General features: G+C 39.9%; 11 protein-coding genes. 3 read left to right on the top strand and 8 right to left on the bottom strand.

The window, feature by feature from the left end:
• Nucleotides 1–5: 5 nt before the first annotated feature.
• From HMPREF3112_RS03455 to dhaK, 5 genes are all read right to left on the bottom strand, one after another.
• On the bottom strand, nt 6–1097 hold the full coding sequence (locus tag HMPREF3112_RS03455) for a glycerol dehydrogenase (protein ID WP_048675284.1): 1092 nt from the start codon (nt 1095–1097) through the stop codon (nt 6–8).
• 152 nt (nt 1098–1249) lie between these two features.
• The gene (locus HMPREF3112_RS03450; RefSeq protein WP_048675281.1) at nt 1250–2233 is read right to left on the bottom strand and encodes a Gfo/Idh/MocA family protein; all 984 of its coding nucleotides are present in this window, start codon (nt 2231–2233) and stop codon (nt 1250–1252) included.
• A gap of 13 nt (nt 2234–2246) precedes the next feature.
• The gene (dhaM, locus tag HMPREF3112_RS03445) at nt 2247–2621 is read right to left on the bottom strand and encodes a dihydroxyacetone kinase phosphoryl donor subunit DhaM (RefSeq protein ID WP_048675279.1); all 375 of its coding nucleotides are present in this window, start codon (nt 2619–2621) and stop codon (nt 2247–2249) included.
• 3 nt (nt 2622–2624) lie between these two features.
• Entirely contained in the window at nt 2625–3200 is a 576-nt protein-coding gene (gene dhaL / locus HMPREF3112_RS03440; protein ID WP_048675277.1) for a dihydroxyacetone kinase subunit DhaL, read from the bottom strand.
• 31 nt (nt 3201–3231) lie between these two features.
• Nucleotides 3232–4221, bottom strand: coding sequence for a dihydroxyacetone kinase subunit DhaK (gene dhaK / locus HMPREF3112_RS03435; RefSeq protein WP_048675273.1), 990 nt, complete (start codon nt 4219–4221; stop codon nt 3232–3234).
• Between the two features lie 324 nt (nt 4222–4545).
• Between dhaK and HMPREF3112_RS03430 the strand changes: the two genes are divergently transcribed.
• Nucleotides 4546–5811, top strand: a complete 1266-nt coding sequence (locus HMPREF3112_RS03430) for a threonine/serine exporter family protein (protein ID WP_048675270.1) — start codon at nt 4546–4548, stop codon at nt 5809–5811.
• Between the two features lie 366 nt (nt 5812–6177).
• Nucleotides 6178–9675, top strand: coding sequence for a KxYKxGKxW signal peptide domain-containing protein (locus HMPREF3112_RS03425; RefSeq protein ID WP_070438082.1), 3498 nt, complete (start codon nt 6178–6180; stop codon nt 9673–9675).
• Between the two features lie 234 nt (nt 9676–9909).
• Here HMPREF3112_RS03425 and HMPREF3112_RS03420 read toward each other — a convergent pair whose 3' ends face one another.
• The 3 genes from HMPREF3112_RS03420 to HMPREF3112_RS03410 form a co-directional block, all read right to left on the bottom strand.
• A complete protein-coding gene (locus tag HMPREF3112_RS03420; RefSeq protein WP_013990329.1) occupies nt 9910–10230 on the bottom strand; it encodes a hypothetical protein in 321 nt (106 codons plus the stop codon).
• Nucleotides 10231–10363: 133 nt separating this feature from the next.
• Entirely contained in the window at nt 10364–12379 is a 2016-nt protein-coding gene (locus HMPREF3112_RS03415) for a M13 family metallopeptidase (protein WP_070438079.1), read from the bottom strand.
• A 247-nt stretch (nt 12380–12626) separates the two neighbouring features.
• Nucleotides 12627–12956, bottom strand: a complete 330-nt coding sequence (locus HMPREF3112_RS03410) for a bacteriocin immunity family protein (protein WP_038676384.1) — start codon at nt 12954–12956, stop codon at nt 12627–12629.
• Between the two features lie 331 nt (nt 12957–13287).
• Between HMPREF3112_RS03410 and HMPREF3112_RS11605 the strand changes: the two genes are divergently transcribed.
• Nucleotides 13288–13884 (top strand): LD-carboxypeptidase (locus HMPREF3112_RS11605; RefSeq protein ID WP_256262650.1); only part of this gene is annotated, 597 nt, incomplete at its 3' end.

Below are 13884 nucleotides of genomic sequence, written 5' to 3'. Positions count from 1 at the left end.
TTTACTTAGGCTAATCCATGAACATAAGCATCTACAGCAACGATGGCTTGCGCAATATCAGAAGCTTTCACCTCAAATGGCATTTGATGAATAGTTTCTCCTTCGATTGTTGCTTGTTGACCAACCTTGAGAAGATCTTCGTAACTTGCATTTTCAAGATGCATTTCTTTAAGAGTGGTTGGCATGCCAATTTGTTGATAGAAACGAATGTATTTATCCAAAACTTCTTTTGGACGATTTTCTAGGAACAATTGTACAAGAGTTCCGTAAGCTACTTTTTCACCATGAGTCAAATGGTGAATATCGCCAGTGAGGGCTGTGAAACCATTATGGATAGCATGAGCCGCAGCCAAGCCACCACTTTCAAATCCGATACCACTGAGAAGGGTATTGGCTTCAATGATGTTTTCAAGGGCTGGCGTTACCACTTTTGCTTCACAGGCAGCCATGGCTTGTAAACCATCTGCAAAAAGGATTTCTTCACAGCGTTCAGCAATGGCAACACCAGCAAGTGTTTGGTGTTTGCCTAGCATGGTTTTACCATTTGCTTGCATAACTGCCCTAGCTTCTACCCAAGTTGCTAAGCCATCTGCAATACCAGAAGCGAGCAAGCGTTTTGGCGCTTGAGAGATAACCTTACTATCAACCAAAACTAATTCTGGGTTCTTAGAATAGAAGATGTAGCGTTCAAAGGCACCTTCGTCCGTATAGATAACAGACAAGGCTGAAACCGGAGCATCTGTAGATGCAATGGTAGGAGCAATCACTACTGGTGATTTAAGAAGATCTGCGATGGCTTTAGCACTATCAATAGTCTTACCACCACCTAAACCAATGACTAAATTACAGCCCTTTTCTTTGGCCAAACTTACCACACGATTAATTTCATTATCTGAAGCTTCACCATTAAAGAAGACTGGAACAACTTTAAGTCCATTTTGAACGAGGTATTCTTCGAAACGTTGACCCACAATGTCATAAACTACTGAATCACACAATAGTACAGGATGACTTCCTAGTTCCAAAATGGTTTTTGCATTTTCAAATAAGGCATTTTCACCTTGAATGTAACGTGACGGACTTGCAAAATTTCTCATAGTCTTTCTCCTTTGACATAAATGTATTTATATAGAATCAATTAAACGACCTTACTTCTATGGAATATAGAGCTAAAAACTCACTTTAATTGACAGCATATCTATTTGGAGTCAGTACATAAGTCTAATTTTTTACTCTGTTTTCAAAACTCCTACTCTTCTTCTGGGTAGGTCAAACCCCAGTCTTTACGGAGTTGAGTCATGAGGTCCATGACATCTCGGCTGTAATTGAGGTAGGTACGATCATCCTCGCCTGCAACGGCTGCTTCCATATCGAGGACCTCATACTGGAGGGCTTTAGCGGTTTCTCCTGCTTCGATGACTTCTTGTGAGCCATCTTCCGTATAGGTGATGACCGCCTTTTGCCCACGTGGGTATTCATAAAGTTCGATATAGCCCTTGTCATAGGCGATAGTACCACGTTTAGGCTGTTTGGCGTGAAGACTTAGCGTCACCGTTGCCATTTCCCCTTCTGCATTGGTAAGAAGAATACCCGCTTGTTCATCAACACCAGTTGGAGCTAATTTAACCTGTGAAACCATCTCTGTCGGTTGCGACGTCATGAACCAACGTACAAAGGAAAGGGCATAAACACCGATATCAAGCAAAGCACCACCTGCCAGATTACGATTGAAAAAGCGGTTGGTCATGTCATATTCTTTATAAGAACCGAAGTTCATCTGGATGACCTTGAGAGGTCCTAGCTTACCACTTTCCACGATTTCAGAGAGTTTTCGATAGATAGGCATATGGAAAATGGTCATGGCTTCTGCCAGTTTGACATGATTTTCTTCGGCCAGTTGAATAGCTTCTGCCAATTCCTCACTATTTAGGGTGATGGATTTTTCACAGAGGACGTGCTTGCCAGCTGCTAAGGCCTTGCGAAGGTAATTAATATGCGTATTATGAGGCGTTGAGATATAGATAATATCCACTTCAGGGTCTTCAAAGACTTGGTCAATCTCTTCATAAACCTTTTCAATGCCATATTTTTCAGCGAAGGCCACTCCCTTGTCGTAGGTACGATTGGCTACGGAATAGAGTTTCCCGCCAAGAGCTTCCAAGGCTTGTGCCAATTCGTTGGCAATAACGCCAGTTCCAAGACTAGCCCAGTTGTACTTAATTTGATTTGTCATAGTTTTCCTTTTTCTATTTTTGAATGGTCAATTCATTAATCTGAGATAAGATTTCAACCTCACTCGCTCCTGCCTGAAGCAAGGCTGAAGCCGCATAGGCCCCCTCAATGAGAGGTACCTGTTGAATAAGGATTTCCTTGTCTGAAAATTCCTCAAGCATTTCCAAATTCATACGGGAACTACCTAGGTCGTAAAAGGCCAAGAGTCGGTTGGCTGGCTGACTTTCCACAGCCACTTGGACATGGTCAAAACTAGATCCCAAGCCACCATCTTCCAGACCACCTGTAGCCGTCAAAGGGATATCTGGAGCGACTTCACGAATCAGGCTCACCAAACCTTTAGCAATATCCGCAGAGTGGGACACAATCACAATTCCAAGTTCTGGCATATCCTAGCCCTCCGCTTCTAGCAAGGCTTTGAAGAGTAGACCAGACGAATAAGAGCCTGGATCAATGTGACCAATAGAACGCTCACCTACATAAGAGGCACGCCCCTTGGTAGCCACAACTTCCTTGGTTGAAAGAACAGCTTGATCAATAAGGTCATTGGTTAATTGACCTTGTTTGACAGCTTCAACAACTGGGTGCCAAACATCCACCATGGTCTTTTCACCAACTTGTGCATGGCCACGTTTTTTAATCATCTCGAGACCTGCCTCAAGCACTCCTGCCAAATCTTGACCAGCTTGTTCAGCCTTCATCATGCCCATAAATGCAGACCCATAAAGCGGACCTGAAGCACCACCAACCTTACTAATCAAGGCCATAGACACTGCCTTAAAAACTTCTGCCGTACTTTGTGGTTCAGTACTGTTAATAGCCTCAATGGCTGCCGCCATACCACGCGCCAAGTTAGCACCATGATCACCATCTCCAATAGGACCGTCTAATTCAGACAAGTGGTCTTTTTCTGCTTCAACCTTTTGATCAAAGCCTTGCATCCATTTTTCTGCAACTGTTTTATCCATAATATACCTAATTTCTAGTTTTCATGTCAGACTACCAAGCGATGGTCTTAACAGGACTCTCCAGAACCTCAAGCCAAGCGTCATTTTCAATCTTCATGAGCGTCAATGAAAGACCTGCCATATCAATCGATGTCATGTAGTTACCTAATTTTTTATAGGCCACTTCTAGTCCAACTTCTCCAAGAATGCTTGCTACATCGTTAGCAAAGACATACTGCTCCATGAGAGGTGTCGCACCCATACCATTGATGAGAAGGGCATAGCGTTCACCTGCCTTAGCCTCAAAGGCTTCAAGGAGTTTCCCTGTCAATTCTTCAGCTAACTGGCGAGATGGCTGCATAGACTCCTTACGATAACCTGGTTCACCATGGATACCAATACCGTACTCAATTTCATCCTCAGCTAGGACAAAACCAGGCTTACCAACCTCAGGAACCGTCGCACCACTAAGGGCCAAACCAATGGTGTGGATGTTAGGAACAATCTTATCAGCCAAGTCCTTGATTTCAGCCAGAGACTTACCTTCACGAGCCGCATGACCTAGGATTTTGTGAACGAAAATAGTACCTGCAACCCCACGACGACCTTGTGTATAGAGGCTATTTTCCACAGCAATATCATCGTCTACAACAACACTAGCAACCTCGATGCCTTCCATTTCAGCCAATTCTTGAGCCATCTCAAAATTCATGATGTCGCCAGAATAATTTTTAACAACCATGAAGACACCAGCTCCTTGGTCCGCTTCCTTGATAGCTTCCAAAATCTGATCTGGCGTTGGTGACGTGAAGACAGCACCTGCAATGGCTGCAGAAAGCATACCATCACCTACAAAACCTGCGTGAGCTGGCTCGTGACCACTTCCACCACCAGAAATGAGACCAACCTGACCAGCAGCCTGCTCATTTCTTGCGATGATGTCAAACCCCTCAACACGATGTACCAAATCACTGTGAACATAAGCCAAGCCATCTAGCATCTCTGTCACTACATTTTCAGGTTTATTGATAATTTTTTTCATGGGATTGCCTCCTTTTCAAAGGTATCAACTATTGCACTTACATTGGCTTCCTTCTGTGATTGTTAATTCCCTTTAAATAAAGGACTTCAAGGCTTTTTGAGAAAGACAGCGTAAAAATATGTAAACGCATACATTTTATAATTCAATTGTAGCATTTGCCTCTATCAATAGCAAGGCAAAAGGCAAGACCTCCATTTTCCTGACCTCTATCATTAAGTAGAAGAAAAATTTCATAGAAAGTCCTATTTTAGTCGCCAAAGCTATTGAAAAACCACCATTCAAACCTTATAATGGAATGACGAATTAAGCGATAAGGAGATTCAAATGACCATCGATTTCCAAAGAGAGACAGAAACAGAAACTAAAAACGAAATGGATGCCGTCCTTCAGGCAGGCCGTGTCCTTATGGAGAGCGGTGCTGAGATTTACCGTATCGAGGACACCATGGGACACATGGCCAAGTCTCTTGGTATCAGAGACTTCTCCACTTATGTGGTCAATCGAGGAGTCATGATTTCTGGACTCAACCGCTCAGGTCTTAAGGAGTCTCGTGTCCTAGCTACCTCAGTCCCGTCTATCCATCTAGGTAAACTAGAGGAAGTAAACCGCCTGTCTCGAGAACTGGCAGAACAACCAAATCAGCCTGTATCTAGCATTTTCCAAAAGCTGAAAATCATTGAGCAGAAGACTTTCTATCGTCCCTTAGAGGATATTATAGCCTGTGTCATTGGTGCAGGGAGCTTCTCGCTAGCTCTTGGAAGTAGCTGGATTGATGGGACTGCTGCGGCTATATCGGGGCTTTTTGTGGGGATTGGTATGCAACTCTTTTCCCGTTTTATTCATACCAGTTTCTTGCAGATTATCCTCTCTAGTGCCATTGCCGCTTTATCAGCTAATATTCTCTATTATTTGGGTATCGGGCAACATCGTAGCGTGATTATTCTGGGCACCTTGATGATTTTGATTCCTGGGGCCTACTTTGTAAATGCCATTCGAGAATTCACCCAGAACAACTACTATAGCGGTCTAGCCCTGATGTTGTCAGGGGTCTCCACTTGTCTATCTATCTCTGTCGGTGTTCTTGCCATGATTTCCATTCTTCCCTTTGCGGAACAGTTATCAGGCATGTTCTCAACACCGTCAACCTCATGGCTGGGGGTCTCAATTCAGACCTTCATGGCAGGACTAGGGACAGCAGCCTTCTCCGTGCTTTACCGAGTGCCTAAGAAATACTTCCTAGACCTTGGGACCCTAGGAGCAGGCTCATGGCTCCTCTACCTCTTGATTTGGAATAATACCCATCACGAGGTCCTCGCCATCCTCTTCCCAGCCCTATTAGTCACTATCACCTCACGCTTTTTGGCCCACTACCGTAGATGTCCAGCTACAGTCTTCCTAGCCTCAAGCATGTTCCCACTCATCCCAGGGATGAGCTTCTACCGTGCGGTCTACTTCCTCTTGATTGGAAATGCAGACCTCGGCCTCAGCTTCCTACGAGCTTGTTTCCTGGCCTCCTTTACCATCGCCATCGCAGTCAGTTTGACACAACAAATCCCTAGCCGTTATTTTGTACTAGGGAAGAAGAAATAAATTGTTAAAAGCCATTGGTATTGTATGCCAGTGGCTTTTTTTGGTGGCGTTCTAAAATCAGTGAATAGCATATTATGAATATCAAAAATACCCTACTCAAGGATCTATCCGCTGCTAACTTAAAGCAAATACATCATTAACACTCTTTAATGAAAGTTCATCATTCATATACTATCAGTTTTGTTTAGAGTAGAGTTGGAAAGAGTTTATACAAAAATAAAAACGCTTACACAATTCTTTGATTTTATTAAAATGTGATGATAAACTTGATGTGTAAGTAAGAGAACCATAATGCTAACTTAATTTTACTCATGAGTTAACCATATCCTTGCTACTATTATTTAGTTTTATGAAAGGAGCATTATCATGGAAAAGAAAGTATACTTTAAACTTCACAAAGTAAAAAAGCAATGGGTAACCATTGCAGTAACTGGTCTAGCTCTAGGACTTAGTTTTGCAAGCTTGGGCTATGTGTCCGCAGCTGAACAGACTTACCCCACCTCAGAACCAACGGTTGAAAACAGCATAGAAGAAAATGCAATCGATGTCATAAGCCCGTCAACTAATGAAGTCACTACTAAACCAGAGGAAAACAAATCTTTAGTCACAACAAATTCAAGTGAAATCATCACTGAAACTACTTCTACTGAATCTAAACAAAGTGTCACTGATGCAGCTATTTCAGACATAGGTACTTCTGAAATTAACTCTCAACAAGCTCTTCGTTCGGAAGTCTCTACTGTTACTAGCAGTGAAGTCGTAAGCTCTGAAACATCACATTCTGAAACAAATGCAGCCCATGAATTAGAAGAAAGTCCCGTAATATCCGGCGGTCATTACACTAGCGATGATCAGGGCAACTGGTACTATTTTAAGGATGGGAAAGCACTTACTGGTATGCAAAATATTGATAATGTGAATGTCTACTTCGATGCCGATGGTAAGCAAGTCAAAGGAGACACCCGTCACGTTAATGGAGCAACATATCACTTTGAGAAAGATAGCGGACAACTTACTCGCAATGCTTTTGCATCTGATAAGAATGGAAATTGGTACTACTTAGGCCAAGATGGGAAAGCACTTATCGGTAAACAAGTTATTGACAATATTACACTCTACTTTTACCCTAATGGTGTTCAAGCTAAAGATGCCTTTGTCATCCTAGATGGAAATTCCTATTATTTTCAAAAAAATACTGGCCAATTGGTTCGTGACCGTTTTTGGTCGGATGACGACGGCAACTGGTACTATAGTGATAAAGAAGGGAAACTTCTAACAGGCGAACAGACTATAGATGGCTTCGACATGTATTTCTACCCAGACGGTGTTCAGGCCAAGGGTGAAATCGTTACAATAGGTATCGAACCCTATTACTTTGATAAGGATAGTGGTCATAAGGTTATAAATACCGACATCACTATTAATGGAAAAACTTACCACGCAGAAGCTAATGGACTTTTGATTGAAACTGAGCAGAAACTTCCACAACTTCCACTTGTTTCTGGTGGCCATTTCCAAGAGGATTCCTCAGGGAACTGGTATTATTACACCGCAACAGGAGAGAAACTAAGAGGATGGCAAAATGTAGATGGAGTAACTCTTTACTTTGATGAAGAAGGTCGTCAAGCGAAAGATGGCGAAAGAATCATAGACGGCTTCCATTACTATTTTAGTCACTATTCAGGTGCTGTAAAAACCAACTATTGGCATACTTGGTCTATTGAAATCAGAAGATGGGAACCATTTGCAAAAACGTATAACATCTATTATGGTTCTGATGGTCGACGTTACTATGGATGGCATCGAGTTGGCGATCAACTTTATTATTTTGATCATACTGGTCGAGTTGAAAATGCTCTTACTACCTTCAAAGGACAAGACTACCTCTTTGATAATCATGGAAAATTGGTAAAAGATGCCTTTTATATTCAGTCATTACGTGTCTTTGCTGGAACTTTAAATACTAGTTATCGCTCCAATAAATTTGGCCAAGTACTAACCGGAGAACATCATATTAATGGTGATGACTACTATTTTTCAAATTCTGGTTCACCAGTCACTGGTATAGTCAATAAAGGAGGCAAGGACTATTACTATTTTGAAGGCAAACTTCTAAAAAACTATCTCGGACCTTTACTCGGACGTCAGGAACTGGATTATGATGCATACTACTCTGGCATCGTAGGTACAGATAAGGATGGAGTTCTACTTACTGGTGTTAGCACTGCAAATAATGGTAAACTCTATTATTTTGAAAATATCTATTTTGATAATAGCAATATCCCCAAAATGTTTACAGTTACAACACCTACTTGGAAAACGATTGATGATAAGCTATACCACTTAGAGCCTAGCATAAACAGAACTTACAAGAATGGTGGAAGAAGTTATACCCATACCGTCAGGGAAGAAGTAGACATTATTGACCACGGAGTACGAACAAAGACCGATAAGATTAAACGTATTATTCGTGATAATTATAGTAATCTATACTATCTTGATGAAAACAATGATTTTTACATCGGACATCTACTTCCAGAAAACACAGATTTAACCAAGATTGAAGAAACTGTAATTCAAAGTGACAATAAATTCTATGCTTTCAATAGAACAAGTTCGCTTTCCGAAACTTCCCCTCTTACAGTTTCCAAGACCTTAGTTTACAATAAAAAAGCCTACCTCATTGATGATAAAGGAGTAGCGACCGAAACTAAACTAACAAATCGTTTCGAACACGATGATGCATGGAATTGGTACTACTTTGATAACGAGGGAAAAGCTGTCACCGGACTCCATTCAATAGATAATGTCACTCTATACTTTGATAAAGAGGGCAAACAAGCTAAGGGACGACTTGTCGAAATTGACGGTCAAACACATTATTTCGATAGAGACAGCGGAGCTATGTGGACTAACCGAACACTTGAACTTAATGGTATTCGTTATGTCATTGACCAAAATGGTTATGTAACGATGAACAAACCTGGACAATTTATTCAAGATAAAGATGGTGATTGGGCTTATATTAAAGAAAATGGACAGTTAGCCACTGGACTTCAAATTATTAATCATCAAAAATACTACTTTGATCCAACTGGAAAACAAGCCAAAGGAAAACGACTTCTGCTTGATGGAAAGTACTATTTCTTCGATAACGATACTGGTGCTATGTTCGTAAATAAATTCCATAAAACAGGCGATTACTTTTCTAAAAAATATACTTATTTTGGCGAGGATGGAAGCCAGATATTTGGTTGGGCAACTATTGAAGGTAAACGTGTTTATTTTAAAGAAGATGGCTACCAAGTTCGAAATGATAGACACAAGATAGGTGATTTCGATTATTTCTTCAAAAAAGACGGTAGTATGCTTTCTGATGATATTGACGGCGACTACAAATACTATTATGCTGATAAGGACGGTCATCTACAGTTCGGATGGGTTACTCATAATAATGAAACCTACTATATCAGCCCACCATGGGGAGCTGAAAACCGAACATATCTACAAAATATCAATGAAAAGACCTATCTTTTGGGCCCTAAAGGACGACTTCTACGGAATACAGCTACAGACATCTCTTGGGATAATTTCTGTGTTTCTGATGAAAATGGAGTTGTAAAAACAGGTGTCATTCGGTTAGAAGATAATAGGCTTTATTATTTCAACCCTGAAATTTATATGACTACTCCTTTTAGTGGCGAATGGGCAGAGTTTGATGGTAAACTTTATCATTTTGAAATGCCGATATCAGTTAGTCCATACTCAAAAGGTTCTCCAATTACCACTAACACTACGCTTGAAAAAGATGGAAAAACCTATATTATTGACGAAAATGGCGTAGCTACAGAGAAAAAGGATTAATATCAAACTAACAACTGTAAGCATTTAAAAATACCTCATTTTTGCCAAAATGTATTCAAAAACACCAGAAATCATTTTTTCTGGTGTTTTCTTTTTGTCTAAAACCTAGTAAGGCTACCGGCAAAATCTCTATCATCAATCTACTTCAAGTCAAAATATTTCTTGACATCTTTAGCATAGCCATACTGTTGATTTAAACGCTCGATTAAGTCTTTGTTATGCCCTGGATAATTGTCATTCCTCACCATCACCCTCATACAAACATGCCACCAAGCGTTCAAAGGGCTCTATATACTCCCAATACTCAAAAGGGAGATTGGAAATCTTACTTAGATCATTATCATCAAAATGATACACGAGATGACGTAGTATTTGATTTTCAATATAATGGATATCTCTCAACTGCTCTAGGCTGATTGTATCCAGTTCTATGATGTAGTGACACAAATCATCAAGTGCTTTTACGTCAAATTTTTTCTCCTCGTGTAGGAAGTAGAGAAAGCTCTGATTCTCACCTCTTTTATTATCTTCTATCAGATTACTTTTATGCATCATTCTTGAATCCTTTCCTTAATAGCACCATTATAACACTAGAAAATGATTCCCCAAAGCTACAACATAAAAAGAGAATCTGGGATGTTTACATTCCAAATTCTCTTATTCTTGATTAGCAAAGCAGCAAGACTTTTTACCACAAACTAATGCGTTTGCTTGGTGCTAGATACATGGCGTCGCCTTCCTTGATTTGAGGGTAAGCTTCATAAAACTCAGGAAGATTCTTAAGTTGTTGGTTAACACGCAGTTCGTTAGGTGCGTGGACGTCTTGTACCATGGTATATTTATTGTACTGTAGGCTGGCCTTTTGTTTCCAGATATCTGCGTAGTTCTCAAAGTAATCCTTGAGGTTAGGTTTTGTCATATCTGTTTTGAGAACTTGTAGTGTGGATGAGAGACCGCCAGCATCTGCGACATTCTCAGTGACTGTGAGTTTTCCATTTACCTTAGTCCCGTAAATTTCCAAACCATTCCACTGGTCTTCAAAGGCTTTGATTCTCTTGTCAAAAGCTTTGCTATCAGCTTTTGTCCACCAATTGTGCATGTCGCCGTTCTCATCATAATCGGCACCATTCGAGTCAAAGGCATGGGTAATTTCATGTCCAATCACGACACCGATACCACCATAGTTCTTTTCAGTACTTTGGTTCTTGTCATAAAATGGAGACTGCAAAATACCAGCTGGGAAGTTGATGCTGTTGCTTTCTGGGTTGTAATAGGCATTGATATCAAAAGCAGAACCAGACCATTTAATCTTATCAATAGGATCATCAAAATGATCAATGGTATAACGTTTTCCGAACTGGGCAATGTCTTCTGACAGTTCAAAGAAGGACTTGTTCGGGTCAAGATGTAGTTCCTTAGTACCAGGATCCACATCTTCCTGATAACCTACAAAAACCTTCATTTTATCCAACTTTTCGATGGCCTTGTTGCGTGTATCTTCCGCCAACCAATCATTCTGTTGGAGACGGCCACGATAGACATTTTTGATTTTATCAATCATACCTGTCACATCAGTCTTGGCTTCTTCACCAAAGTATTTACGTCCATAATAGACACTCATGACATCGCTAAACAGATTGACACTCATCTCATAGACCGTATCTTCTTTAGAAATTGGCTTTTGTGTGCCCATAATAGCCATGCTAATCGATGCAAAATTCAAACGGTAATCTTCTGTCAAAGAATTTGACGCTGCCATAGCTTCTTGCACTAATATCCATGATTTTATTTTAGAAAAATTATCCTGATTAACGATTTTACTATAGTTCTCAAAATACTTGGTATTAGGGACATTGATGGTTTCTAAATCACGTCCCATAATGCCTTTAATGACATCATATAATTTGAAGGAACCAGAGTAGGCATTAATCTCTTCTGCTGTTTTAGGGTGAACTAAATTCTTACTCTCGGACATCTCTTCGTTACTGAGACTGTACTTAGCAATGATTTCGTCGAACTCCAGTGCTTCTTTGACAATGCGTTTACTATTTTTTTCGCTATATCCAAGCATTTCCAAGGCTTTTTGCGTGGCTGTTTCAATTGGAGTCAAATATTGTTTCTTGCTGGCCTCGTCTTTATAAATAGACACATCTGGCAATAAGATACTTGGGGGACTCAGTTGAATTTGTTTTTGACTGGTATTCTCTGCGTTAGTTCCAACGTTGTAACCAAATGGAAGAGGGATCCCCTTATCAGTCAAGCTAGCAGATTTACTGGCCAAATCATTCAGATCCTTGATTTCCTCAATTTCTTTTAGATAAGGTTTGAGAGGTTCAAGACCATCTTTCTCACGTTGCTTGTAATTACTAGCAGCCTTGTAGAAGGTGATAAACTCAGGCATCCCCGTAATATCTGACGTTTCCTTACCCTCCCCTAAATTTATGATATCCTTCTTAAGCTTTCCTTTGATATCTTCCCCTAAAGTATAAAAATTATCAATGCTTGGAGAATCAGCGGGAATTTTGGCTTTTAGGAGCCAGTCCTTGTTAACAGCTTGATAAAAATTAGAAGCTACCGTAGCATTCTTATCAATTGGCGTTTCTTGCGGAACAAAGGTTTTATAAGCCCAAAAACCGCCTCCAGCAAGAGCTAAGGCCAAAGCTCCTGTTATGGAGCTAAGAATAATTTTCTTACGCTTTTTCATAAATACTCCTCATAAAATTAAATTAATGTATTTGTATTATATCATTGGAACAGTGATTTTAGCAAGCTGTTTTTGGGAGACAAAAAGAAGTAATCAGACGATTACTTCTCTTTATTTTCTTAAATAGCGAAAATTAGGTATTATGACACTCAAGATAAGAACAATAAAAGCTCAACTAAACCCAACTTAGCAGGTTGAATTCAGTTGAGCTTTTTGGTCATTTTACTAATCATCACAAGCAGATAAATCATTTAAAAGACAAACTGCCGAGTGATGTTAATCCTCTTGCTAGATTAATGTTACGCTCTGATTTTTCTTGGAATTCTGTGAGAGTCTTACTCAAGTCACTCACTCCAGAACTCAGTGATTTCCCTTTAGAAAGATTGCTGACTGCTAGAACTTGAATAGCTCTCCTTAATTCTGCAAGAAGTTCGTCATTATCCTTCTTCCCAACTTCTATTTCATTTTTAAACGTTACGAGCAACTCTCTCTCATTTTCAGTTGTTTCTGGATTTATAATAAGATTATAGATATTGTTTAAGATATCCGTAATTTGGTTGTTGTTACTTTTTGTCATCTAGATTTCCTCCTATAACCTGTAGCAAGATTAGGTCGAGCAAGTGAATTAAATTGGTTAATTGTTTGTGTTGTAATGAGCAACGACCTCTTTCAATAGTTCGCTGTGACATCATTATACACATCTAACATAGCAAATTCAAGAATAATAATATCCTTCTGCCACAAATGGTCCAAATTTAGCACAAACAGATAAAAAGAAGTAAGCACTTCGAGCGGTTATTTTTCTATTGCTTTATTGACACAAAATCGTATGTCTAACGCTATTCCTTATATTTTTCTATCATTCTTTATGATACAATAGCATCAATTTATTTCTAGGAGGATAATATATGGCTTCTACTATTGGTATTGTAAGTTTATCTAGTGGGGTTATCGGAGAGGACTTTGTCAAGCACGAAGTGGACTTGGGGGTCCAACGACTCAAAGACCTGGGACTCAATCCTATTTTTTTACCTCATTCACTAAAAGGCTTAGACTTTATCAAAGAACATCCCGAAGCTCGTGCGGAGGATTTGATTCAGTCATTTTCTGATGATAGTATCGATATGATCCTATGCGCCATCGGTGGAAACGATACCTATCGCTTGCTACCTTATCTTTTTGAAAATGACCAACTACAAAAGGTTATCAAACAAAAGATTTTTCTTGGCTTCTCGGATACGACCATGAACCATCTCATGTTGCAAAAACTAGGAATCAAGACTTTTTACGGCCAATCATTTCTAGCAGACATTTGTGAGTTAGACAAAGAAATGTTGCCATATAGCCGCCACTACTTTAAAGAATTAATTGAGACTGGTAGAATCTCAGAAATCCACCCTAGTAACGTTTGGTATGAGGAACGGACTGATTATAGTCCCAAAGCCTTGGGAACACCTCGTGTCAGCCATGCAAATACAGGTTTTGACTTGTTACAAGGCAATGCT

This window comes from Streptococcus sp. HMSC10E12 (genome assembly GCF_001807855.1).
Taxonomy (GTDB): Bacteria; Bacillota; Bacilli; order Lactobacillales; family Streptococcaceae; genus Streptococcus; species Streptococcus salivarius.
The sequence above is the reverse complement of the archived record's forward strand: the minus strand, read 5'-3'. Positions and strand labels throughout refer to the sequence as shown.

What these genes read in the sequence shown, in the direction of transcription:
- HMPREF3112_RS03455 (WP_048675284.1), bottom strand. Translation starts at nt 1,097, where the DNA reads ATGAGAAATTTTGCAAGTCCGTCACGTTACATTCAAGGTGAAAATGCC.
- HMPREF3112_RS03450 (WP_048675281.1), bottom strand. Translation starts at nt 2,233, where the DNA reads ATGACAAATCAAATTAAGTACAACTGGGCTAGTCTTGGAACTGGCGTT.
- dhaM (WP_048675279.1), bottom strand. Translation starts at nt 2,621, where the DNA reads ATGCCAGAACTTGGAATTGTGATTGTGTCCCACTCTGCGGATATTGCT.
- dhaL (WP_048675277.1), bottom strand. Translation starts at nt 3,200, where the DNA reads ATGGATAAAACAGTTGCAGAAAAATGGATGCAAGGCTTTGATCAAAAG.
- dhaK (WP_048675273.1), bottom strand. Translation starts at nt 4,221, where the DNA reads ATGAAAAAAATTATCAATAAACCTGAAAATGTAGTGACAGAGATGCTA.
- HMPREF3112_RS03430 (WP_048675270.1), top strand. Translation starts at nt 4,546, where the DNA reads ATGACCATCGATTTCCAAAGAGAGACAGAAACAGAAACTAAAAACGAA.
- HMPREF3112_RS03425 (WP_070438082.1), top strand. Translation starts at nt 6,178, where the DNA reads ATGGAAAAGAAAGTATACTTTAAACTTCACAAAGTAAAAAAGCAATGG.
- HMPREF3112_RS03420 (WP_013990329.1), bottom strand. Translation starts at nt 10,230, where the DNA reads ATGATGCATAAAAGTAATCTGATAGAAGATAATAAAAGAGGTGAGAAT.
- HMPREF3112_RS03415 (WP_070438079.1), bottom strand. Translation starts at nt 12,379, where the DNA reads ATGAAAAAGCGTAAGAAAATTATTCTTAGCTCCATAACAGGAGCTTTG.
- HMPREF3112_RS03410 (WP_038676384.1), bottom strand. Translation starts at nt 12,956, where the DNA reads ATGACAAAAAGTAACAACAACCAAATTACGGATATCTTAAACAATATC.